Raw genomic sequence first — 22,406 nt, forward strand, 5'->3', positions numbered from 1 at the left:
ATGAAAATGGGAAATCTCAGGTGAAGTTCGTAAAGTATTTACTAATCCTTGCAGTGTGTTGCATCGTGTTGGGGGCAGCCTCGATTTTTGGCTTGTACAAATATGTCGAGCCGCAGCTGCCTGACGTTGCAACGCTGAAAGACGTACGGCTGCAGATACCGATGCAGGTTTACAGCGCCGATGGCGAACTGATCGCCCAATACGGCGAAAAACGCCGTATTCCGCTGAAGCTGAACCAAATTCCGCCGGTCATGGTGCATGCGTTTATCGCCACCGAAGACAGCCGTTTCTATGAACATCACGGCGTCGATCCGGTCGGTATCTTCCGTGCCGCCTCTATTGCACTGGTCTCCGGCCATGCGTCACAAGGGGCGAGTACCATTACCCAACAGTTGGCGAGAAACTTCTTTTTAAGCCCGGAACGCACCCTGATGCGCAAGATCAAGGAAGCCTTCCTGGCGGTACGCATCGAACAGATGCTGACCAAAGACGAAATCCTCGAGCTGTATCTGAACAAGATCTACCTGGGTTACCGCGCTTACGGCGTAGGCGCTGCAGCGCAGGTCTACTTCGGCAAGGACGTCGGCCAACTGACCTTGAGCGAAATGGCGACCATCGCCGGCTTGCCTAAGGCGCCATCAACCTTCAACCCGCTTTACTCGCACGATCGTGCCGTGGCTCGCCGCAATGTGGTGCTGTCGCGCATGCTGGATGAGCATTACATCACCCAGGCTCAGTACGATCAGGCCCGTAGCGAAGATCTGGTGGCCAACTACCATGCGCCGGAAATCAACTTCTCCGCCCCCTATCTCTCCGAGATGGTGCGTCAGGAGATGATCAAGCGTTACGGTGAGAACGCCTATACCGACGGTTACAAGGTCTATACCACCATCACCAAAAAGCTGCAGTTGGCGGCGCAGGAGTCGGTACGCAACAACGTGCTGGCGTATGACATGCGTCACGGCTACCGCGGCCCGTCCAACGTGCTGTGGAAAGTGGGCGAGGCGGCCTGGGATCAAAAACAGATCGTCGATTCACTGAAAAACCTGCCGAATTATGGCCCGCTGGCGCCTGCGGTGATTACCAAAGCGACCGCCGATGAAGCGACGGCCATGCTGGCCGATGGCAGCAATATTGCCTTGCCACTGGCCACCATGCGCTGGGCGCGGCCGTTCAAGTCCGATACGCAGCAAGGCCCAACGCCAAAACGCGTGACCGACGTGGTGCAGGCCGGCCAGCAGGTGTGGGTACGCAAGGTGAACGAAAGCTGGTGGCTGTCGCAGGTGCCGGACGTCAACTCGGCGTTGGTGTCGATCAACCCGAATGATGGCGCCGTGAAAGCGTTGGTAGGCGGGTTTGACTTCAATCAGAGCAAGTTCAACCGCGTTACCCAGGCGCTGCGTCAGGTCGGCTCTAACATCAAGCCGTTCCTGTACACCGCGGCGATGGACAAAGGCCTGACCCTGGCCACTATCCTGAACGATCTGCCGGTCACCCGCTGGGACGCCGGTGCCGGTACTGACTGGCGGCCGAAGAACTCACCGCCAACCTACGACGGCCCTATTCGCCTGCGTCAGGGGTTGGGACAGTCGAAGAACGTAGTGATGGTGCGCGCCATGCGTGCAATGGGTGTCGACTACGCGGCGGAATATCTGCAACGTTTCGGTTTCCCGGCGCAAAACATCGTGCACACCGAATCGCTGGCGCTGGGTTCGGCTTCGTTCACTCCGATGCAACTGGTGCGCGGTTATGCGGTACTGGCAAACGGCGGTTATCTGGTCGACCCGTATTTCATCACCAAAATCGAAGATGAAACCGGCAATACCGTGTTTGAAACCAGACCCAAAGTGGTCTGCGACAGCTGCAATCTGCCGGTGATTTATGGCGATACCCATCGTTCCGCCGTGCTTTCCGACGATAACGTCGAAAACGTCGCGACATCGCAGGAAGGCGGTAACGGTAACGTACCGATGCCGCAACTGGAACAGGTTACGCCGGCTCAGGTTCAGCAGGATGGCGATCAGCAGTATGCGCCGCATGTCATCAGTACCCAGTTGGCGTTCCTGATGCACGATGCGCTGAACAGCAACATCTTTGGCGAACCGGGTTGGATGGGGACCGCGTGGCGCGCCGGACGCGATTTGAAGCGGCATGATATCGGCGGCAAAACCGGGACCACCAACAGTTCAAAAGACGCCTGGTTCTCCGGCTATGGCCCCGATACCGTCACGTCGGTATGGATTGGTTTCGATGATCATCGCCGCGACCTCGGCCGCGCAACGGCTTCCGGCGCCATCGAAGATCAGATCTCCGGCGGTGAAGGCGGTGCGAAGAGCGCACAACCGGCATGGGATGATTTTATGAAGGTCGCGCTGGAAGGCATTCCGGAGCAAAAAGTCACCCCACCGCCGGGCATTATCAGCGTCACCATCGACAAAAGCAGCGGCAAGCTTTCCGGCGGCGGCGGCGGCAGTCGCTCTGAATACTTTATCGAAGGTACTCAGCCGACAAGCTACCCGACACGGGATACCGGCACTACGTTGACGGACCCCGGCGGCGAAAGCCACGAACTGTTCTAATAGAGAAGGGCCAGAGAAATCTGGCCCTTTTTTTATCGAGGAGATAGGGGATTGATGCCTAACGCGAGCCGCGCAGAAATGCCTCGGTGAGGAACAGCGCACTGACATTGCGCGCCTCGCGGAAATCAGGCTCCGCCAGCAATGACATCATGTCGGCTATCGGCCAACGCACCTGCGGCAACGGCTCAGGCTCGTCGCCTTCCAGGCTCTGCAGATAGAGATCGTTCGCCAGCACGATATTCATTTTGCTGGAAAAATAGGACGGCGCCATGGTCAGTTGGCTAAGGAAATCGAAGCGTTTGGCGCCAAAACCCACCTCTTCCATCAGTTCGCGGTTGGCCGCCTCCAGCACGCCTTCACCCGGGTCGATCAACCCTTTGGGGAAACCCAGCTCGTAAGATTCGGTGCCCACCGCATATTCGCGAATCAGCAGCAGGTCGTCGCCAATCACCGGGACAATCATAACGGCCTCCCTTTCCGAAGGCCGCATCCGCTCATACACCCGCCGTACACCGTTACTGAACTCCAGATCGACCGACTCAACGTTAAATAAACGCGAACGTGCGACCGTTTCCACTTTCAGAATTTTAGGTTTTTGCAGGTGTTTATCCATGATTGCCTCAAATGAGTTATCCGGCGGTGCGCCACTGCATCAGAGATGATGACGCGGATACCCAGAATAATGATTGGCGTGGCGCAGATGCGCTCAAACGCTGACCAAATTCGATCTTGATCACATTGTGCGTTAATGAGAACCTTTGTCGCAACGAGCACAAGCTGTAATTTACTTTTTTTTAACAAGCCTCGCCAGCTACCCGCCGATTTTCTGTACCCATTCAGCAAAAAGAGAGCATTAAAATAGGATAATGCCGATATCGACTGCCTCCCCCGGTTGCTATCATCGCGTAGAGGAGACACGGCAACTGAGCAGATATATTGCATCGATAAATGAGATCGCGACAGAAAATCTGTTCCTCCCTCATTGTTCTAAGTGCCTGCCGGCCGTTTACTCCGTATAATATTCAACGTTTCATCAGGTTGGTGAGGTTCACGGGTGCAAGATGGGGATAGCATGAGCACAATAGTGTTGATATTGGCCTTAGTGCTTGCCTGCCTGATTGCCGCCGGCCTGTATCTTTGGTTTAAAGCCCGCAATCAGCCGATGCTGACACGTGCCCTGCCCTTTATCAAACCCACGCACCGCAAACTGTCCGGCGAAGAACGCATGGCTGTTGAGCACTACCTCAGCCTGCAGAATATGCTCAGCAACAAGCTGTTGCCGGGCAGCAGCCCGTCGCTGCCGTCCGCCAAACTGGCGCTGACCCCGCAGAGCGATAACGTTTATCCCGTCACCCACGCCATTACCCGTTATGGGCTGGCCAGCGATGAACCCAATAAGTGGCGCTATTATCTCGATGCCGAAGAAGTGCATCTGCCGCCGTTCTGGGAACAATACATCAGCGCCGATAACCACGTGGAAGTGATAAAAACCCAGACTCTGCCACTGGTCATTTCACTCAATGGGCATTCGCTGAAAGATCATATCCACGATCGGCCGCAACCGCCGGTAGTAACGGCAACGCCAACCAAAAACGCCTCGATCCGCAAGGAAGAAAGCGAACACGTCGAGTTGGTGAACATCCGCAAGGAAACCCCCGAAGAACACACGCTGAATCGTCCGAACGGCATCAAGGAAGCCGGCATCATCTCCGCCGCCCTGCTATTGCTGTTTTTCAGCCTGATAAGCCCGGTGTTGGTCATCCCCTGGATGATTTTCGTCGCCGTGCTGACCATCGCCTGGGGTTGCTGGAACCTGTTCCGCCAGCCGGCCGCGCGTGAACTGAAAGAAGTGCACTGCCTGCGCGGCACCCCAAAACGCTGGGGACTGTTTGGCGAATCCAATCAGGGGCAGATAAGCAACATCTCGCTCGGTATCATCGATCTGATTTACCCGCCGCATTGGCAGCCTTACATCACCCAGGATCTGGGGAAAACCACCGATGTAGATATCTACCTTAACCGTCAGGTGGTGCGTCAGGGGCGCTTCCTTTCGCTGCACGATGAGGTGAAAAACTTCCCGCTGCAGCAATGGGGCAAAAACGCGGTTCTGATGGCCAGTTCGTTGCTGATACTGGTGTTACTGCTGACCTACATCCCGCTGAGCCTGCCGCTGAAGCTAAGTACGGCCTGGCTGCAAGGCGCGCAAAAAATTGAGGTGACCAATGTGCAAGCGTTGGAAGGCACAACCTTGCGCATCGGGGACCAATTGAAAGCCCAGGGTAACGGTATGTGTTATGTGCCACCGCTGGCCAACGGTACAAACGCCTCCAACTTTATGCCTTTCGACTGCTCGGGGATTTACTGGAACACCGCCGCACCGCTGCCGCAACCGGAGTCGGAAGTCATCGACAAGGCCTCGGCGTTGCTGGCGGCGGTGAATACCCAGTTGCATCCTGAAGTTGCCGAACAGAAGCTCAACCCGCAACTGGCCAGCGCAATTGAAAAATCGGGCATGATACTGCTGGATGATTTTTCCGGTATCGTGCTGAAAACGCAGGATCTGTGCCAAGCGGAAAATGACTGTGTCCGGCTCAAGAATGCGCTGGTGAACCTGGGCAACGTCAAAAACTGGAATACCCTGGTGAAACGCGCCAAATCAGGCTCGCTGCAAGGGGTTAACGTCCTGCTGCGGCCGGTGAGCGCCGAATCGCTGGAAAGCCTGACCAAAGTTGCCGCCTCCTCGTTCGTGTACAACGAAACCCGGCAGGCCGCGGCGGCGCTTAACAGCCCGCCACCGGGCGGTTTCCTGATCAGCAGCGATGAAGGCAAACAGTTGGTGAACCACCCGCAGCCGGCAGTGCCGTTAAACGAATACAATGCGCTTGAGCAGTGGAATGAACTGCAACGCCTTGCCGGCATGTTGTTGCATACGCCATTCGAAGCCCAGGGCGTCATCACCAACATCAGCGTCGACGCCAACGGCACCCGCCACATCGCGCTGCATAGCGAACCGGATATGATCACCCTGTGGCGCTATCTGGGCACCAGCCTGCTGTTGCTGGCGGTCACGGTCATTCTGGGTTACAACGCCTGGCGGTTCGCGCAGCGCTATCGTCTCAACCAGCACCGTATCGCCGATATCCAGCGCTACTACGAAAGTTGCTTTAACCCGCAGCTTACCCCAATGTCATTGCGGCCGATGGCCTGAGTCACTCGCCGATTTCGGCCCTGTCATCAGCTTATGCTACGCTAACGCTATTATCCTTATCCTGCGGACCGCCGACGGTTCGCCTATGGAGTTTTCATGGTTCCCGAGTTTGACTGGCATGAGATCGACACCGTCCTGCTGGATATGGACGGCACCCTGCTCGATCTGGAGTTCGACAGCCATTTTTGGTTGCGTCTCGTGCCACAGGCATTAAGCGAACAACGCGCTATCCCGCTCGAAGAAGCAAGCCAGATTATTCATCAGGAATATGTGGCGGTGCAGCACACCATGAATTGGTACTGCTTCGATTACTGGAGCGAACGGCTCGATCTGGACATTTATCGCATGACCAGCGAAGTGGGCAACCGCGCTCGTCTGCGCGAGGATACCGAGCCCTTTTTACAGGCCTTACGCGCGGCCGGCCATCAGACTATTTTGCTGACCAATGCCCATCCGCACAGCCTGGCGGTAAAAATCGAGCATACCGGTTTGGATAAGCACCTTGATTTATTGCTTTCCACCCACACATTTGGTTATCCGAAAGAAGATCAGCGTTTGTGGCAGGCCGTTCAGCAGCACACCGGTTTTGATCCGCAGCGCACGCTGTTTATCGATGACGGCGAGCCTATTTTGGACGCCGCCCGCAGTTTTGGCATTCGCTACTGCCTGGGCGTACAGAACCCGGATTCCAGCATGGCGGAGAAAACCTTCCGGCACTATCCGTCGATGCGCGACTACCGCCTGTTGATACCGGCGCTGGAAAAGGGCAAACGATGAAAGAAAAAGCAACGCGGGACGACGCGGTCCGGCTGGACAAATGGCTCTGGGCGGCTCGTTTCTATAAGACCCGCGCGCTGGCGCGGGACATGATCGACGGCGGCAAGGTGCACTACAACGGACAGCGCGGCAAGCCGAGCAAAATTGTCGAGATCGATGCAGAGATCAGACTGCGCCAGGGCAATGAAGAACGCACGGTGATCGTGCTGGCCCTCACCGGCCAACGGCGCGGCGCCGACGAGGCGCAGCAAATGTATCAGGAAACCGAGGCCAGTATCGCCAACCGAGAGAAAATGGCGATCGCGCGCAAGATGAATGCGTTGACCATGCCGCACCCGGACCGCCGTCCGGACAAGAAAGAGCGGCGCGACCTGATTAAATTTAAATTTGGTGAGCAGGAATAACCCCTCGCCGCAATGAGAGAAAACTATGTCCAACCATGACCAATTGCACCGTTACCTGTTTGAAAACTACGCGGTGCGCGGTGAGCTGGTTACCGTCAGCGAAACCTATCAGCAGGTTCTGAACAATCACGACTACCCGGCGCCGGTACAAAAGCTGTTGGGTGAACTGCTGGTCGCCACCAGCCTGCTGACGGCAACCCTGAAGTTCGACGGCGACATCACCGTGCAAGTGCAGGGCGACGGTCCACTGAAGCTGGCGGTGATTAACGGCAACAATCGCCAGGAAATGCGGGGCGTGGCGCGCGTGCAAAGCGACATTGCCGACGACAGCACGCTGCATCAGATGATTGGCAACGGCGTCATGGTGATCACCATCGCGCCTACCGAAGGCGAACGCTATCAGGGCGTGGTCGCGCTGGAAGGCGAAACTCTGGCCGAATGCCTTGAAGCCTACTTCCGCCAGTCCGAGCAGTTGCCAACCCGCCTGTTCATTCGTACCGGCGAGTCAGAAGGCAAACCGGCTGCGGGCGGTATGCTGTTGCAGGTACTGCCGGCGCAAGACGGCAATGCCGATGATTTCGATCATCTGGTGCAACTGACCAACACGGTGAAAAGCGAAGAACTGTTCGGCCTGCCGGCCAATGAGGTGCTGTATCGCCTGTACCATCAGGAAGAAGTCACCCTCTACGAACCGCAGGACGTGATCTTCCGTTGCACCTGTTCACGCCAGCGCTGCGCTGACGCCCTGATTACGCTGCCGGCCGAAGAAGTGGCTCAAATGCTGGAGCAGGACGGCAATATCGATATGCACTGTGACTACTGCGGCAATCACTATGTCTTTGACGCCGTGGATGTAGCAGCGCTGTACACCGGTAACACCGGCGAAAGCGAACAGTTGCACTAAGTAACACCTCGTATCGGCGGGTGCACCCTGCGCCTGCCGGTTTTCCCCGTTTGCACGCTTGCTTTTTTCCGTGGACTATCTCTCAGATCGTAACGAAAAACCGCCTAAAACGTTAATTATTTGATACCTATCGCGGTTACGCACTGCTGAATCCCTACAATTGGCGCCAGAAATTCTGTGACCAAGGAGTAGTGACATGCGTGTTAAAGGTATAACCCCTCAGGAGCTGGCCGCTTATGGCATTCATAACGTCGGCGAAATCGTTTACAACCCGAGTTATGAACTGCTGTTCAAGGAAGAAACAGACCCGTCTCTGGAAGGTTTTGAACGTGGGGTCGTGACCAAGTTGGGCGCCGTATCCGTCGACACCGGTATTTTTACCGGCCGTTCCCCGAAAGATAAATACATCGTCCGTGACGACATCACCCGCGACACCGTCTGGTGGGCCGATCAAGGCAAAGGCAAAAACGACAACAAACCCCTCAGCCCTGAAATCTGGGCAGACCTGAAACAGCTGGTCACCACGCAGCTCTCCGGCAAACGTCTGTTTGTTGTAGATACTTTCTGCGGCGCCAACGCCGACTCCCGCCTGAAAGTACGCTTTATCACTGAAGTAGCCTGGCAGGCACACTTCGTGAAAAACATGTTCATCCGCCCGTCTGACGAAGAGTTGCAGGATTTCGAGCCGGACTTCGTGGTGATGAACGGCGCAAAATGCACCAACCCGAACTGGCAGCAACAGGGCCTGAACTCGGAAAACTTCGTCGCTTTCAACCTGACCGAACGCATGCAGCTGATTGGCGGCACCTGGTACGGCGGCGAAATGAAAAAGGGTATGTTCTCGATAATGAACTACCTGCTGCCGTTGAAAGGCATCGCTTCCATGCACTGCTCGGCCAACGTGGGCGAGAAAGGCGACGTGGCCGTGTTCTTCGGCCTGTCCGGCACCGGCAAAACCACCCTGTCCACCGATCCAAAACGCCAGTTGATTGGCGATGACGAACACGGCTGGGATGACGACGGCGTATTTAACTTCGAAGGTGGTTGCTATGCCAAAACCATCAAGCTGTCTGAAGAAGCCGAACCGGAAATCTATCACGCCATCAAGCGCGATGCGTTGCTGGAAAACGTTGCCGTGCTGGCAGACGGCACCATCGACTTCAACGACGGTTCAAAAACCGAGAACACCCGCGTTTCCTACCCGATCTACCACATCCAAAACATCGTCAAACCGGTTTCCAAAGCGGGTCATGCCACCAAGGTGATCTTCCTGACCGCGGACGCCTTCGGCGTGTTGCCGCCGGTCTCTCGCCTGACCGCGAACCAGACTCAGTACCACTTCCTGTCCGGTTTTACCGCCAAGCTGGCCGGTACCGAGCGCGGCGTGACCGAGCCAACCCCGACCTTCTCCTCCTGCTTCGGCGCAGCCTTCCTGACGCTGCACCCAACGCAGTATGCTGAAGTGCTGGTAAAACGCATGCTGGCCGCCGGCGCACAAGCCTACCTGGTGAACACCGGCTGGAACGGCACCGGCAAACGCATCTCCATCAAGGATACCCGCGGCATTATTGACGCCATCCTCAACGGTGAAATCGATAAGGCGGAAACCATTACTCTGCCAATCTTCGATCTGGCGATGCCGACCTCACTCCCGGGCGTCAACCCGGCGATTCTGGATCCACGTGCTACCTACGCCAACCCTGAGCAGTGGCAGGAAAAAGCGCAGGATCTGGCCGAGCGGTTTATCACCAACTTCGACAAATATACCGATACGCCTGCGGGTGCAGCGCTGGTCAGCGCCGGTCCAAAACTGTAACTTTCTCTTTTTACAGCTTCAGCTAAGGCGTGGATTCCACGCCTTTTTTTATTTTTAACGGTTGTTTTTTAGCCAGACAAGCGAGATGATAATGCAGTGCAATCATTGACAGCAAAGGAGATTTCAATGGCTACCATAACCGTCAGAAATCTGGACGATGACATAAAGGAATTGCTGCGTATTTCGGCAGCGAAAAACGGCCACTCCATGGAGGAGGAGGCACGCATGATTTTGAAACAGGCTCTGGTGAAAAAACCGCCGCGTTATGGACTGGGAACGCGTATCCATCAACATTTCGCCGCGTCGGGTGGCATTGAGCTGGAGATCCCACCGCGCGATAAAACCCCTGCGCGCATTGTCACCTTTGACGATGATGATGACCAGGCATGATCATTCTCGATACTAACGTGGTTTCTGAACTACTGCGCCCAGCTCCTCACTACAATGTTTTAAAATGGCTGGATGAGCAGGATACCTACGAATTTTATCTCAGCGCGATCGTGGTTGCAGAGCTCTACACCGGCGTTGCCTGTATGCCCGAGGGTAAAAGGCAGACCGAATTGCAAAACAATCTCAGCACGATGCTGCAAGAAGAGTTCGTAGAAAGAATTTTGCCCTTTGACGCCGAGTGCGCCATACGGCATGCGGAATTAATGGGTGCCAATCGCCGTCGGGGCACAACCATCAGCATTATTGATAATCAGATAGCCGCAACATGCCTGCATTACGGCGCGACTTTAGCCACGCGTAACACCAAGGACTTTATACACAGCGGTATCACCCTCACCGATCCCTGGCTAATGGGTCATACCCGTCGCCTGCATGAAGAAGCGGCGGAATACTACGTAATGAGCAGAAAACCCTGACGAGGCCGCAGCGAGGCGGCCCTCTGTCAGCAGGTATCATGCGTTCTCTTTCGCCGCCTGATGCCCATTGGCCGACTCTTTTTTCTCCATCGGCAACGGAATATAAGCCCTGATCAACAACCCGCCGCGTTCACTGGTACCGATATCCAACGCGCCGTGATGGCCGTCGATAATGCGCTGTACGATAGCCAGACCAAGCCCGGTTCCGCTGGTGCTGCGCGCACTGTCGCCGCGGACAAACGGCTGCAGCAGGTGTTTCAGTTCTTCAGGCTTGATGCCCGGGCCGTCGTCCTCCACCTGGAACCAGCCGCGTTGCAGTTCACGCCCGCTACTGACCTTGATCCAGCCGTTACCGTAACGCGCCGCATTCACCACCATGTTCACCGCCGCACGCTTAATCGACAGCGGATGCACATTCATCATCAGTTCACCCGGCGCAATGGCGGTTTCGATCACCCGCTCATAGCCGCTCTCGGCCGCCACGACTTCGCCCAAAATCGAGTTCAGATCGCTGAGCTCGGTTTGCATCTCCTGGCCGGTGCGCAGATAGTCGATAAACTGCTCGATGATGGCGTTGCACTCTTCGATATCTTTATTGATCGACTCCGCCAGATAGCCATCTTCGGCGCTCATCATCTCGGTCGCCAAGCGGATACGCGTCAGCGGCGTGCGAAGATCGTGGCTAACGCCGGCCATCAGCAGCGTACGGTCGTCGGCCAGTTGCTTGACGCCCGATGCCATCTGATTAAAGGCCCGCGTCACCGAACGCACTTCCGAAGCGCCGTATTCACGCAGCGGCGGCGGGATAATGCCTTTACCGACCTGCAAGGCCGCGTGCTCCAGCTCCACCAGCGGCCGGTTCTGGATACGGATAAACAGCCAGGCGCCGCCGATAGCCAACAGCATAATCGCCAGGGTATAGCGGAACAACGGCGAGAAATCGCCCTGGTGAATTTCAGTTAGCGGAACCCGCACCCAGATATCAGGTTGCAGCCAGGTTTTCAGCCACACCACCGGTGAGTTCTTGTTCACTTCCACCCGTACGTCGGTCGGCCCGCCGAGCTGCTGCGCCATCTGTTGGCTGAGGAATTGATAGTGCTGTGCCCAGCGCAGGCCGCTCTCCTCCGCCGCCGAGTTGGTGTACAGAGAAATCCCCAACTCGCGGTAAATTTCACGGCGAAACGCCGGCGGCACTTCCAACAACGTGCCATCTTCCAACTGCAACCGATCGGTCATCAGCATACGGACTTCGTAGGCCAATACCTTGTTGAACTGCTGCAAGCTGGGCAGGATGGCGAAGTTCAGCACCACCAGATAAGTCGTCACCAGGCTGACGAACAGCAAGGTGACGATCAACAGCAGGGTTCGGGCAAACGAGCTACGCGGTGAAAAGCGCAATCGTCTCATGCCTTGCTGCCGTCCGGGACGAAGACGTAGCCAAGACCCCAAACGGTCTGGATATAGCGTGGATGTGCCGGATCTTCTTCAACCATGCGGCGAAGACGGGAAATTTGCACGTCGATGGAGCGTTCCATCGCGCTATATTCACGGCCGCGCGCCAGGTTCATCAGCTTGTCGCGCGAAAGCGGTTCACGCGGGTGGCTCACCAACGCCTTCAGCACCGCAAACTCACCGCTGGTCAATGGCATAGGCTCATCTTCGCGGAACATTTCACGGGTGCCCAGATTCAGTTTGAATTTGCCGAAGGCAATCACCGCTTCTTCCTGCGAAGGCGCGCCTGGCAGTTCGTTGGCCTGGCGGCGCAATACCGCACGGATGCGGGCCAGCAGTTCACGTGGGTTGAAAGGTTTTGGGATGTAGTCGTCGGCGCCGATTTCCAGCCCAACGATACGGTCGACTTCTTCGCCTTTGGCGGTCACCATGATGATCGGCATCGGGTTGCTCTGGCTACGCAGACGGCGGCAGATGGACAGCCCATCTTCACCCGGCAACATCAGGTCCAACACCATCAGGTGGAAAGATTCACGAGTCAGCAAGCGATCCATTTGCTCAGCGTTGGCGACGCTGCGAACCTGAAAACCCTGTTCGGTTAAATAACGCTCTAAAAGCGCACGCAGGCGCATGTCATCATCGACGACCAGAATCTTATGATTCTCTTGCATTGTATTACTCCCAAAGGCTTTATTGCCTGACGTGAATATTGTTAAAAAACCCTGTCATTTCGGACAGCGTTTAATGGTATATATTCTAGACGAAATTGTTACAAAGCTTATTCTTTTGCCCATTTATCAACAATTTTCATCAAAATGCCGGCGACCGTTCGTCAAAATCCCGATATTTTTAGACTGAATTTGGGATAACGCCGTTAATCGACCAAGGGCGATGCCCCATGAATTTCAAGTTGCAGCCGGGCGGCTGGTTCGGCAGTGTAACTCAGGCGAGGCGATAAAAAACGTCAGCGGTCGGCAATTTTGCGAGCCAATGCTTTATTGAGCGCTTATTGCATCCAGCAACGCCAAGCCAAAGCACCGTCATGCAACCTTTGATATCCCCATAAAGGCAGAAAACAATGAGAACGCAGCTGATAACCCGCGAGGGTTACGACAATCTCAAGCAAGAGCTGGACTTTCTCTGGCGTGAAGAACGACCGGAAGTCACCAAGAAAGTGACCTGGGCCGCCAGTCTCGGCGACAGAAGTGAAAATGCCGATTACCAGTACAACAAAAAACGATTGCGGGAAATCGATCGCCGCGTCCGCTACCTGACCAAATGCCTCGAGCAGTTGAAGATTGTCGACTATTCGCCGCAACAGGAAGGCAAGGTGTTCTTCGGCGCCTGGGTGGAAGTGGAAAATGAGAATGGCGAGTGTAAGCGCTTTCGCATCGTGGGCTACGACGAAATTTTTGGCCGCCGGGACTACATCTCCATCGATTCGCCGATGGCCCGCGCCCTGCTTAAAAAAGAGGTGGGGGATGCCGCCACCGTCAACACCCCGGTGGGCGATGCGCTGTGGTATGTGAATGAGATCGAGTACGTGAAGTAAGATTCGGTTTTTTCCGAGCGGCCGCGCAGGTGGCCGCTGTCCCGCGGAGCTTGCGGCAACGGCCACCCGCGTAACCTCGGCGCATCGGGCAAAGACGGGCAGCGCCACTGGCATTTTTGCCGATCAATCCGTATAACTGTCCCCCTGTTTCCTAACCGTTCTCAACAGATACCAGACCTATGAATGACCCACTGAGCCGCATTATTGCAACAGAACTGCAGGCCCGGCCGGAGCAAGTTGACTCCGCCATCCGTCTGCTGGATGAAGGTAATACCGTGCCTTTTATCGCACGCTATCGTAAGGAAGTCACCGGGGGCCTGGACGACACCCAACTGCGCCAGCTGGAAACCCGCCTGGGTTATCTGCGTGAACTGGAAGACCGCCGTCAGACCATCCTCAAATCAATCGACGAGCAGGGCAAACTGACCGAACAGCTGGCGGGGGCGATCAACGCCACGCAAAGCAAAACCGAGCTCGAAGACCTCTACCTGCCGTACAAACCCAAACGTCGTACCCGTGGCCAAATCGCTATCGAAGCCGGTCTGGAACCATTGGCCGACACCCTGTGGCAGGATCCGCAGCAACAGCCGGAACAGCTGGCCGAAAGCTACGTTGACGCCGACAAGGGCGTGGCGGATGTCAAAGCCGCCCTCGACGGCGCGCGTTACATCCTGATGGAGCGCTTCGCCGAAGACGCCGCGCTGCTGGCCAAGGTACGTAACTACCTGTGGAAGCATGCCCACCTGGTGTCCAAAGTGGTGGAAGGCAAAGAAGAAGCCGGCGCCAAGTTCCGCGATTACTTTGATCACCATGAGCCTATTGCCCAGGTGCCTTCACACCGTGCGTTGGCGATGTTCCGTGGCCGCAACGAAGGCGTGCTGCAGCTGGCGCTGAACGCCGATCCGCAGTTTGAAGAAGCCCCGCGCGAAAGCCAGGCGGAGCAAATCATCATCAGCCACCTCGATCTGCGCCTGAATAACGCCCCGGCCGACGCCTGGCGCAAAGCGGTGGTCAACTGGACCTGGCGCATCAAGGTGCTGTTGCATCTGGAAACCGAATTGATGGGCACGGTGCGCGAACGTGCGGAAGACGAAGCCATCAACGTTTTCGCCCGTAACATGCAGGATCTGCTGATGGCCGCACCGGCCGGCATGCGCGCCACCATGGGCCTGGACCCCGGTCTGCGCACCGGGGTAAAGGTAGCGGTAGTGGATGCAACCGGCAAGCTGGTTGCCACCGATACCGTCTACCCGCACACCGGCCAGGCCGCGAAAGCCGCCGCCATCGTCGCCGCACTGTGCATCAAACACAAAGTGGAGCTGGTCGCTATCGGCAACGGCACAGCATCGCGTGAGACGGAGCGTTTTTACCTTGAATTGCAGCAGCAGTTCAGCGAAGTCAAAGCGCAGAAGGTGATCGTCAGCGAAGCGGGCGCCTCGGTGTATTCCGCCTCCGAACTGGCGGCGCTGGAATTCCCGAACCTCGACGTCTCGCTGCGCGGGGCCGTTTCCATCGCCCGCCGTTTGCAGGATCCGCTGGCCGAGCTGGTCAAAATCGACCCGAAATCCATCGGCGTCGGCCAGTACCAGCACGACGTCAGCCAAAGCCAACTGGCGAAGAAGCTGGACTCGGTGGTGGAAGACTGCGTAAACGCCGTCGGCGTCGATCTGAACACCGCCTCAGTGCCGTTGCTGACCCGCGTGGCCGGCCTGACGCGCATGATGGCGCAGAACATCGTCACCTGGCGTGATGAGAACGGGCGCTTCAGCAACCGCGAACAACTGCTGAAAGTCAGCCGCCTGGGGCCGAAAGCCTTTGAACAGTGCGCCGGCTTCCTGCGCATCAACCACGGCGACAACCCGCTGGATGCCTCTACCGTTCACCCGGAAACCTACCCGGTGGTCGAACGCATTCTGGCCGCCACCCGGCAGGCGCTGCAGGATTTGATGGGCAACCCGGCGGCGGTGCGCAGCCTGAAGGCCAGCGACTTCACCGACGACAAATTCGGCGTACCGACGGTCACCGACATCCTGAAAGAGCTGGAGAAACCGGGCCGCGATCCGCGCCCGGAATTCAAAACCGCCACCTTTGCCGAGGGTGTGGAAACCCTCAACGATCTGCAACCGGGCATGGTTTTGGAAGGTTCGGTCACTAACGTCACCAACTTCGGCGCCTTTGTGGATATCGGCGTACATCAGGACGGCCTGGTGCATATCTCCTCGCTGGCGGACAAATTCGTCGAAGATCCGCACACCGTGGTGAAAGCCGGCGACATCGTCAAAGTGAAGGTGATGGAAGTGGATCTGCAGCGCAAGCGCATCGCACTGAGCATGCGTCTGGACGAGCAACCGGGTGAAGGTTCGCCACGTCGCGGCGGCGGCAATGCACCGGCGAAGGATGCTCCCTCCCGCGCGCCGGCCAATAAGGCCAAACCGCGCAACAGTTCACCGGCCGGCAACAGCGCCATGGGTGATGCGCTGGCTGCGGCATTCGGTAAGAAATAGCAGGGGCGCGGCATGACCGGGGCAAATACATTCGCCCCGGTCACTGGCGCAGTCCTGCATACTGAAAGGCCAAAAGTACACAGGGCGGAGCCGGCTCCGCCCTTTCTCAAAAAATAGCGTCGCTATTTTTTGACCCGCCTCAATAAACCCGCTTATTTTTCCTGAGCGATAAACGCCCGGTTTTTAAGCCTGAAAATAACGTCGAATCCCGGTTCATTAACACCGTTATTAACATGGCGTTTTCATTTTGGCATTTCCCGGCGAAACACAAATGGTTAGCGCTCGCATTCCGTAGACAAGATGTTGCCGAATAAACGCCGGCATGCCGCCACACCTTCTAAAAACCTCTCAATCTGTCGCTAAGTTTTGCAAACCGGAAAAAATCGCCGCAATTACGTAACTGATTTAACTCGCCATTCGCATTTGCACCCCTGCAGACCCGGTGATAGAAATAAAGGCATCAGGCAATCCGATCGTTAAGTGTCGGTGCCATAACCTTTGGTTACCAATACCCCTACTTTTTGTATTGAATACGATAACTATTCTCACTATTATTGCGTTGCGTGTTCACTGCATTACCTCATGGATTGAAAACGTCGGCAGCCTGCGATCCTCATCGCGGCGCTTCGTCTGGAACGTTCTTTTATCGTCATCGGCCCAAGACCAAGGGCTCTGAGAAGGTTATATGCATCTTCAACCTAAACGCTCTTATAAAATTGCCGGTTTCTCCAACGACATCGGCCCGGCCTATCGCCAGAAACTGTTATCGCTCGGCATGCTGCCCGGCTCATCGTTCGAAGTGGTGCGCGTCGCGCCGCTTGGGGACCCGATAGAAATAAAAACCCGCCGCGTCAGCCTGGTGCTGCGCAGGAAAGATTTGGCCCTGATCCTGCTCGACGGCCAATCCTGACTCTGCGCCCTCTTGCCCCGGCCGCGCCCCACCGCCCGGCTCAATGTCCATTGACTGATATCACGCGAAATGATGAAAAAACTCACTATTGGCTTAATAGGCAACCCCAATTCCGGTAAAACCACGCTGTTCAATCAGTTGACCGGGGCTCGCCAGCGGGTCGGCAACTGGGCAGGCGTGACGGTAGAGCGTAAAGAAGGCCAGTTCACCACGCCGCAATCCCAGGTCAAACTGGTCGATCTGCCCGGCACCTACTCGCTGACCACCATCTCGGAGCAAACCTCGCTCGACGAGCAAATCGCCTGCCACTACATCCTGAGCGGCGATGCCGATCTGCTGATCAACGTCGTCGACGCCTCCAACCTTGAGCGCAACCTCTACCTGACGCTGCAACTGCTGGAACTGGGTATCCCCTGCATCATCGCGCTGAACATGCTGGATATCGCCAGAAGCCAGCAAATCGACATTGATATCGCTGCGCTGTCGGCACGCCTCGGCTGCCCGGTGGTGCCCCTGGTCTCCACCAAGGCCGACGGTATCGGCGCGTTGAAGCAAATAATCGACCATCACCGGTTTAACGATCTGAAAGCGTTGGTGGACTATCCACCGGTACTGTTGAAGGAAATGGCCACCCTGAGCGATGCCATGCCGGAGGATCTGCCGACGGAACAACGCCGCTGGCTGGCGCTGCAAATGCTGGAGGGCGACATCTACGGCCACCAATTGGCCGGCAACGCCACCGCCCTGCTGCCTGCCGCCAGGCTGGCGCTGCAACGGCAGCAACAAGAAGATCCTGCGTTGGTGATTGCCGATGCGCGCTATCAGTCGATAGCCACCCTGTGTGATGCGGTCAGCAACTCGCAGCAGGCGATGCCAAACCGCCTGACCGAAGCGTTGGACAAGGTGATCCTCAACCGCTGGCTGGGGGTGCCCATCTTTTTGCTGGTGATGTACCTGATGTTCTTGCTGGCGATTAACCTCGGCGGCGCGCTGCAACCGATATTTGATATCGGTTCGGCGGCGATCTTTATCCAGGGCATTCAATGGCTGGGCTACAGCCTGCACGTCCCTGAATGGCTGACGATTTTCCTGGCGCAGGGCGTCGGCGGCGGCATCAACACCGTGCTGCCGCTGGTGCCGCAAATCGGCATGATGTACCTGTTTTTGTCCTTTCTCGAAGACTCCGGCTACATGGCGCGTGCGGCATTTGTCATGGACCGCCTGATGCAGGCGCTCGGGCTGCCCGGTAAATCCTTCGTGCCGTTGATTGTCGGCTTCGGCTGCAACGTCCCCTCCATCATGGGCGCCCGTACGCTGGATGCCCCGCGTGAACGCTTGATTACCATCATGATGGCGCCGTTCATGTCCTGCGGTGCCCGGTTGGCGATCTTCGCCGTCTTTGCCGCCGCCTTCTTCGGCCAGGACGGTGCAGGCGTGGTGTTCTCGCTGTATATGCTCGGCATCGTGGTGGCGATCCTCACAGGGTTGGTGCTGAAGTACACCATCATGCGCGGCGAAGCTTCGCCGTTCGTCATGGAATTGCCGGTTTATCACGTGCCGCACCTGAAAAGCCTGCTGCTGCAAACCTGGCAGCGGCTGAAAGGCTTTGTGCTGCGCGCCGGGAAAGTGATCGTGATCGCCAGCATCTTCATCGGCGGCCTGAACAGTTTTACGTTCAGCGGCAAACCGGTCGATAACATCAACGATTCCGCGCTGGCGTCGGTGTCCAAAATGCTGACGCCGCTGCTGCAACCTATGGGCGTGCACAGCGACAACTGGCAAGCCACCGTCGGGCTGGTGACCGGAGCTATGGCGAAAGAAGTGGTGGTCGGCACGCTGAACACCCTGTACACCGCTGAACACATCAATAACACCGAGTTTGATGCCGCCAACTTTAACCTTTTGGACGAGCTGAGCGGTGCTGTGGAGACCACCTGGCAAGGACTGAAAGACACCTTCAGCCTGAGCGTGCTGTCCAACCCCATCGAGGCCAGCAAGGGCGACGGGGAAATGGGCGTCAGTTCCATGGGCATGATGAGCAGCAAATTCGGCTCCGGCATCTCCGCCTACAGTTACCTGATCTTTGTGCTGCTGTACGTGCCCTGCGTCTCGGTGATGGGCGCAATCGCCCGTGAATCCAGCCGCGGCTGGATGACTTTCTCCATTCTCTGGGGGCTGAACGTCGCCTACTCCTTGGCCACGCTGTTTTACCAGACAGCCACCTTCAGCCAGCATCCGCGGTACAGCCTGACGGCCATCGCCATCGTGGCGCTGTTTAATCTGCTGATCCTGTTCTGCCTGCGCCGGGCGCGCAGCCGGGTAACGGTACGTCTGGGCAAGGCTACGCCTGCCGCCTGTTGCCAGGGTGCTCAGGGTAACTGCCACTGATGGCCGGCCTGCTGCAGATCCGCGATGCGTTGGCGCTGCATGGCAGCGCTCAGGCGCAACAACTCAGCCGCCAGTTGGCGACCCCACTGCCGCTGGTGTTGGCGATGCTGGAACGTTTAACGGCGATGGGAAAAGTGGAGCGGGTTGAGCAGGACAACAGCGCCTGCCTGAGCGGCAGTTGCAAAAGCTGCCCGGAGGGCAAGGGGTGCGATACGGTGGTGTATCGGTTAAAGCGCTAAAAACCGGGGCGCAGTACGAAATGCGCCCCTGCTTAAATCAAGAATGATTACTTGTCTTTATACACTTCGGCTGTCGCGCTGAACTTACCGTGTTCGCGGCCGGAGATAATCACATAATACTGACCACCTTTTTCATCGGCCTTCTTCGACAGTTCTTCTTTCGCATCCATCGGTGATGTGGTTTGCGCGGTGGTGGTGACCGTACCGATCTTCTCGTATTTACCCGGATTCTTGTCCAGATCTTCTTTGGTCAGCAAGGTTGCCGCCAGGGAGCTGAAAGACACGGAACCGACGACCAACGCTGCAATAATCATTTTCAAAGATTTCATTACCATACCTCTCTAGGGAACATTTATTTGTTATGAAAGCCGTCCAAGGGTACATGCGCAATAACACCGGCTGCCGTGACATCTTCAGACCTCGTTGCTTTCCATGACGAGAATCCTTTTCCCAGAGACGAAACGTCAAAGCGAAAAAATCCGCGAGCGGTTTTTCAGTTTTCAGCCAACGCATCTACCCCACTAAGTATCGAACAGGTTTCTTTTTTATCCACTGAGCGGCCATTTCTTTAGCGCTTTATTGTGCGTTTTAGCGCGGAATGCCACCTTCGGTCACAAAGGTACGAATAATCTCGGCAAATTCATCAGGGTGAGAAATGAAGGGCGCATGAGCGGCTTTCGCCATGACTACCGACGATGAATACGGCCAACTGACATCCAGCAGCCCGGCGACCTTGCGCGGCACCACCCCGTCCAGATAACCGTATATACGCAGCAGCGGCAGGGTCAGTTCCGCCATCGGCAGGCGTAAATCCGTGGTGCGCAGCATCTCCAGGCCGCCGTTCAGTACCTCGACGCTCGGCATCGGCTGATTCAACACCACCGATTTCAGCAGGCGTGCGTCCTGCCGTGCGCTTGCCGTACCCAGGGTTTGTAATGCCAGAAAGCGTTCTACGGTGCGCTGGAAGTCCTGACTCAGCTGATGCTGAAAACCGCTCAGCACCTCTGGGCGAATCCCCGGCCAGTCGTCCTGTGCGGCAAAGCACGGCGAGGAAGCCACGGTGATCAATCCGCGTACCCGCTGAGGCTGCGTCAGCGCAATCTGGCCGGCCACCAGCCCGCCGAGTGACCAGCCCAACCACCAGGCCTGTGGCGGTGCGGCGGCCAGCACGATCTCCGCCATCTGCGCGAGCGACATGCCGCCAAATCCCTGACTGCGGCCATAGCCCGGCAGATCGACCAGATGCAGGCGAAAATGCGGCGTCAGCCGCTCGAGCGTGCAACCCCATACCTCCGCATTCAGTCCCCATCCGTGCAGCAGCACAAGATCGCGTTCGCCTTCACCTATTGTTTGCCAGTACAGCGCTGTCATCAGTTATTGTCCTTTCATTCTCATCCGTCAGGGAGGACGGCCATGCTATCAATCCACAGCCGCTGTTGGCTATGCCGGCAGCCATTATGCCTCAGCCGCCACGGCATCTGTAGTTACTGCCTGCGCCATCTGCCGGCCAAACCGCTGTGCTGCCCCTGCTGCGGCCTGCCCGCCGGCGACGCCGCACACCCCTGCGGCCGCTGCCTGCAACGGCCGCCGCCCTGGCAGGCATTGGTGTTCGTCGGCGACTACGTCGCGCCGCTTCGTCAACTGATCAAAAAATTCAAGTTTCAGCACGCACCGGAACTGGCGCCGCTGCTGGCACGGCTGATATTGCTAAACTGGCAACGGGCGCACAGAGAGCAGTATCTGAACAGACCCGATATGATTTTAGCGGTACCCTTGCAGGCTAAACGCTGCTGGCGACGCGGCTATAACCAGAGCGATCTGCTGGCGCGGCCGCTGGCGCACTGGCTGGGTTGCGATTATCGCCCTGCCGCCCTGAGGCGGGTACGAAAAACCGCTCCACAGCAGCGGCTGCCTGCCCGTATGCGCAGGCGCAACCTGCGTGGCGCCTTTCGTTGCCATGAGCCGCTGGCAGGCCGACACGTTGCCCTGTTGGATGATGTGGTGACGACCGGCAGCACGGTGGCGGAAATCACCAGACTCTTGCTGCGGCAAGGGGCGGCATCGATACAAATCTGGTGCGTTTGCCGCACATTGTAGTGCCACCGCAATGGGCGTATTATAACCGACAATAGAAGTCAACTACTGAGCTAATGCTATGATTCGTATAACAGATACCGCACAGGAACACTTTGCCAAACTGCTGGCAAATCAAGAAGAAGGCACCCAAATCCGCGTATTCGTGATCAACCCGGGTACGCCTACGGCCGAATGCGGTGTCTCTTATTGCCCGCCGGATGCCGTGGAAGCGACAGACACCGAGCTGAAATTCGAAAAGCTGTCCGCCTATATCGACGAAATAAGCAAACCTTATCTGGAAGACGCCGAAATCGACTTCGTCACCGACCAGTTGGGTTCGCAGCTGACGCTGAAAGCGCCAAACGCCAAAATGCGCAAGGTCGACGATAACGCCCCGCTGATGGAACGCGTCGAATACGTGCTGCAATCGCAGATCAACCCACAGCTGGCAGGCCACGGCGGCCGCGTAACGCTGATGGAAATCACCGACGACAGTTTGGCGATCCTGCAGTTCGGCGGCGGCTGTAACGGCTGTTCAATGGTCGACGTAACGCTGAAAGAAGGGATCGAGAAAGAACTGCTGCAGAAGTTCCCTGAGCTGAAAGGCGTGCGCGATCTGACCGAGCATCAGCGCGGCGAGCACTCTTACTACTGATCCCGCACTCCAGGCAATAGCCTGGAAACGGAAAGAAAAATGCCGGATTGGCTTCGCCAACTCCGGCATTTTTATG

At 56.8% G+C, this 22,406-nt stretch carries 20 protein-coding genes; 15 read left to right on the top strand and 5 right to left on the bottom strand.

All coding sequences use genetic code 11. The features are described 5' to 3' along the window. The first annotated feature begins 20 nt into the window (after positions 1 to 20). Positions 21 to 2,579 carry a peptidoglycan glycosyltransferase/peptidoglycan DD-transpeptidase MrcA gene (gene mrcA, locus ACTJJ1_RS20790; protein ID WP_409443879.1) on the top strand — a complete coding sequence of 853 codons (2,559 nt, stop codon included), beginning with the start codon at positions 21 to 23 and terminating at the stop codon, positions 2,577 to 2,579. A 58-nt stretch (positions 2,580 to 2,637) separates the two neighbouring features. Here mrcA and nudE read toward each other — a convergent pair whose 3' ends face one another. Continuing rightward, on the bottom strand, positions 2,638 to 3,192 hold the full coding sequence (gene nudE, locus ACTJJ1_RS20795; protein ID WP_004951335.1) for an ADP compounds hydrolase NudE: 555 nt from the start codon (positions 3,190 to 3,192) through the stop codon (positions 2,638 to 2,640). Between the two features lie 459 nt (positions 3,193 to 3,651). Here nudE and ACTJJ1_RS20800 point away from each other — a divergent pair, with 459 nt between their 5' ends. The 7 genes from ACTJJ1_RS20800 (at position 3,652) to ACTJJ1_RS20830 (ending at position 10,554) form a co-directional block, all read left to right on the top strand. After that, positions 3,652 to 5,787, top strand: a complete 2,136-nt coding sequence (locus tag ACTJJ1_RS20800) for an intracellular growth attenuator family protein (RefSeq protein ID WP_004951338.1) — start codon at positions 3,652 to 3,654, stop codon at positions 5,785 to 5,787. 96 nt (positions 5,788 to 5,883) lie between these two features. Next, positions 5,884 to 6,564, top strand: coding sequence for a GMP/IMP nucleotidase (gene yrfG, locus ACTJJ1_RS20805; protein WP_440835111.1), 681 nt, complete (start codon positions 5,884 to 5,886; stop codon positions 6,562 to 6,564). Further along, positions 6,561 to 6,968 carry a ribosome-associated heat shock protein Hsp15 gene (hslR, locus tag ACTJJ1_RS20810; RefSeq protein WP_004951342.1) on the top strand — a complete coding sequence of 136 codons (408 nt, stop codon included), beginning with the start codon at positions 6,561 to 6,563 and terminating at the stop codon, positions 6,966 to 6,968. Before yrfG ends, hslR begins: the two co-directional genes overlap by 4 nt. Before the next feature lie 25 nt (positions 6,969 to 6,993). Beyond that, a complete protein-coding gene (gene hslO, locus ACTJJ1_RS20815; protein ID WP_004951344.1) occupies positions 6,994 to 7,872 on the top strand; it encodes an Hsp33 family molecular chaperone HslO in 879 nt (292 codons plus the stop codon). Between the two features lie 196 nt (positions 7,873 to 8,068). Next, a complete protein-coding gene (gene pckA / locus ACTJJ1_RS20820; protein WP_004951348.1) occupies positions 8,069 to 9,688 on the top strand; it encodes a phosphoenolpyruvate carboxykinase (ATP) in 1,620 nt (539 codons plus the stop codon). A gap of 126 nt (positions 9,689 to 9,814) precedes the next feature. Beyond that, complete coding sequence (locus ACTJJ1_RS20825; RefSeq protein WP_004951351.1) at positions 9,815 to 10,078, top strand: FitA-like ribbon-helix-helix domain-containing protein; 264 nt, start codon at positions 9,815 to 9,817, stop codon at positions 10,076 to 10,078. Beyond that, positions 10,075 to 10,554 (top strand): type II toxin-antitoxin system VapC family toxin, encoded by a 480-nt coding sequence (locus tag ACTJJ1_RS20830; protein ID WP_004951355.1) that lies wholly within the window; start codon positions 10,075 to 10,077, stop codon positions 10,552 to 10,554. The genes ACTJJ1_RS20825 and ACTJJ1_RS20830 overlap by 4 nt, the downstream gene beginning before the upstream one ends. A 36-nt stretch (positions 10,555 to 10,590) precedes the next feature. Here the strand turns inward: ACTJJ1_RS20830 and envZ are convergent, their stop codons facing one another. After that, positions 10,591 to 11,961 (bottom strand): two-component system sensor histidine kinase EnvZ, encoded by a 1,371-nt coding sequence (gene envZ / locus ACTJJ1_RS20835; protein WP_004951358.1) that lies wholly within the window; start codon positions 11,959 to 11,961, stop codon positions 10,591 to 10,593. Then, positions 11,958 to 12,677, bottom strand: coding sequence for an osmolarity response regulator transcription factor OmpR (gene ompR / locus ACTJJ1_RS20840; protein ID WP_004709363.1), 720 nt, complete (start codon positions 12,675 to 12,677; stop codon positions 11,958 to 11,960). Before ompR ends, envZ begins: the two co-directional genes overlap by 4 nt. A gap of 407 nt (positions 12,678 to 13,084) precedes the next feature. Here ompR and greB point away from each other — a divergent pair, with 407 nt between their 5' ends. From greB to ACTJJ1_RS20865, 5 genes are all read left to right on the top strand, one after another. Beyond that, positions 13,085 to 13,558 carry a transcription elongation factor GreB gene (gene greB, locus ACTJJ1_RS20845; RefSeq protein ID WP_004951363.1) on the top strand — a complete coding sequence of 158 codons (474 nt, stop codon included), beginning with the start codon at positions 13,085 to 13,087 and terminating at the stop codon, positions 13,556 to 13,558. Between the two features lie 179 nt (positions 13,559 to 13,737). Beyond that, entirely contained in the window at positions 13,738 to 16,062 is a 2,325-nt protein-coding gene (locus tag ACTJJ1_RS20850; RefSeq protein ID WP_440835116.1) for a Tex family protein, read from the top strand. A gap of 685 nt (positions 16,063 to 16,747) precedes the next feature. Continuing rightward, positions 16,748 to 16,972: a ferrous iron transporter A gene (feoA, locus tag ACTJJ1_RS20855; RefSeq protein ID WP_004951370.1), complete on the top strand. Its 225-nt coding sequence runs from the start codon at positions 16,748 to 16,750 to the stop codon at positions 16,970 to 16,972. 72 nt (positions 16,973 to 17,044) lie between these two features. Beyond that, entirely contained in the window at positions 17,045 to 19,360 is a 2,316-nt protein-coding gene (gene feoB, locus ACTJJ1_RS20860; RefSeq protein ID WP_208904462.1) for a Fe(2+) transporter permease subunit FeoB, read from the top strand. After that, complete coding sequence (locus ACTJJ1_RS20865; protein ID WP_006328553.1) at positions 19,360 to 19,599, top strand: FeoC-like transcriptional regulator; 240 nt, start codon at positions 19,360 to 19,362, stop codon at positions 19,597 to 19,599. Before feoB ends, ACTJJ1_RS20865 begins: the two co-directional genes overlap by 1 nt. Before the next feature lie 47 nt (positions 19,600 to 19,646). Here ACTJJ1_RS20865 and ACTJJ1_RS20870 read toward each other — a convergent pair whose 3' ends face one another. Next, on the bottom strand, positions 19,647 to 19,928 hold the full coding sequence (locus ACTJJ1_RS20870) for a YdgH/BhsA/McbA-like domain containing protein (RefSeq protein ID WP_004951376.1): 282 nt from the start codon (positions 19,926 to 19,928) through the stop codon (positions 19,647 to 19,649). 259 nt (positions 19,929 to 20,187) lie between these two features. Continuing rightward, complete coding sequence (gene bioH, locus ACTJJ1_RS20875; RefSeq protein WP_122289999.1) at positions 20,188 to 20,970, bottom strand: pimeloyl-ACP methyl ester esterase BioH; 783 nt, start codon at positions 20,968 to 20,970, stop codon at positions 20,188 to 20,190. A 42-nt stretch (positions 20,971 to 21,012) separates the two neighbouring features. Between bioH and gntX the strand changes: the two genes are divergently transcribed. Together gntX and nfuA are read left to right on the top strand one after the other, a co-directional pair. After that, entirely contained in the window at positions 21,013 to 21,696 is a 684-nt protein-coding gene (gene gntX / locus ACTJJ1_RS20880) for a DNA utilization protein GntX (protein ID WP_004951379.1), read from the top strand. A 58-nt stretch (positions 21,697 to 21,754) separates the two neighbouring features. After that, positions 21,755 to 22,330, top strand: coding sequence for a Fe-S biogenesis protein NfuA (nfuA, locus tag ACTJJ1_RS20885; RefSeq protein ID WP_004951381.1), 576 nt, complete (start codon positions 21,755 to 21,757; stop codon positions 22,328 to 22,330). Positions 22,331 to 22,406 lie beyond the last annotated feature (76 nt).

It is taken from the genome of Serratia sp. 22264 (assembly GCF_052045345.1).
In the GTDB taxonomy this organism is placed as follows: Bacteria; Pseudomonadota; Gammaproteobacteria; order Enterobacterales; family Enterobacteriaceae; genus Serratia; species Serratia plymuthica.

Excerpts from the sequence above, each read along its gene's own strand:
- ACTJJ1_RS20865 (WP_006328553.1), top strand. The coding sequence starts at position 19,360 with ATGGCCGGCCTGCTGCAGATCCGCGATGCGTTGGCGCTGCATGGCAGC.
- nudE (WP_004951335.1), bottom strand. The coding sequence starts at position 3,192 with ATGGATAAACACCTGCAAAAACCTAAAATTCTGAAAGTGGAAACGGTC.
- hslR (WP_004951342.1), top strand. The coding sequence starts at position 6,561 with ATGAAAGAAAAAGCAACGCGGGACGACGCGGTCCGGCTGGACAAATGG.
- bioH (WP_122289999.1), bottom strand. The coding sequence starts at position 20,970 with ATGACAGCGCTGTACTGGCAAACAATAGGTGAAGGCGAACGCGATCTT.
- nfuA (WP_004951381.1), top strand. The coding sequence starts at position 21,755 with ATGATTCGTATAACAGATACCGCACAGGAACACTTTGCCAAACTGCTG.
- feoA (WP_004951370.1), top strand. The coding sequence starts at position 16,748 with ATGCATCTTCAACCTAAACGCTCTTATAAAATTGCCGGTTTCTCCAAC.
- gntX (WP_004951379.1), top strand. The coding sequence starts at position 21,013 with ATGCTATCAATCCACAGCCGCTGTTGGCTATGCCGGCAGCCATTATGC.
- ACTJJ1_RS20870 (WP_004951376.1), bottom strand. The coding sequence starts at position 19,928 with ATGAAATCTTTGAAAATGATTATTGCAGCGTTGGTCGTCGGTTCCGTG.
- greB (WP_004951363.1), top strand. The coding sequence starts at position 13,085 with ATGAGAACGCAGCTGATAACCCGCGAGGGTTACGACAATCTCAAGCAA.
- envZ (WP_004951358.1), bottom strand. The coding sequence starts at position 11,961 with ATGAGACGATTGCGCTTTTCACCGCGTAGCTCGTTTGCCCGAACCCTG.
- hslO (WP_004951344.1), top strand. The coding sequence starts at position 6,994 with ATGTCCAACCATGACCAATTGCACCGTTACCTGTTTGAAAACTACGCG.
- ACTJJ1_RS20825 (WP_004951351.1), top strand. The coding sequence starts at position 9,815 with ATGGCTACCATAACCGTCAGAAATCTGGACGATGACATAAAGGAATTG.
- pckA (WP_004951348.1), top strand. The coding sequence starts at position 8,069 with ATGCGTGTTAAAGGTATAACCCCTCAGGAGCTGGCCGCTTATGGCATT.
- yrfG (WP_440835111.1), top strand. The coding sequence starts at position 5,884 with ATGGTTCCCGAGTTTGACTGGCATGAGATCGACACCGTCCTGCTGGAT.
- ACTJJ1_RS20830 (WP_004951355.1), top strand. The coding sequence starts at position 10,075 with ATGATCATTCTCGATACTAACGTGGTTTCTGAACTACTGCGCCCAGCT.
- ACTJJ1_RS20850 (WP_440835116.1), top strand. The coding sequence starts at position 13,738 with ATGAATGACCCACTGAGCCGCATTATTGCAACAGAACTGCAGGCCCGG.
- ACTJJ1_RS20800 (WP_004951338.1), top strand. The coding sequence starts at position 3,652 with ATGAGCACAATAGTGTTGATATTGGCCTTAGTGCTTGCCTGCCTGATT.
- feoB (WP_208904462.1), top strand. The coding sequence starts at position 17,045 with ATGAAAAAACTCACTATTGGCTTAATAGGCAACCCCAATTCCGGTAAA.
- ompR (WP_004709363.1), bottom strand. The coding sequence starts at position 12,677 with ATGCAAGAGAATCATAAGATTCTGGTCGTCGATGATGACATGCGCCTG.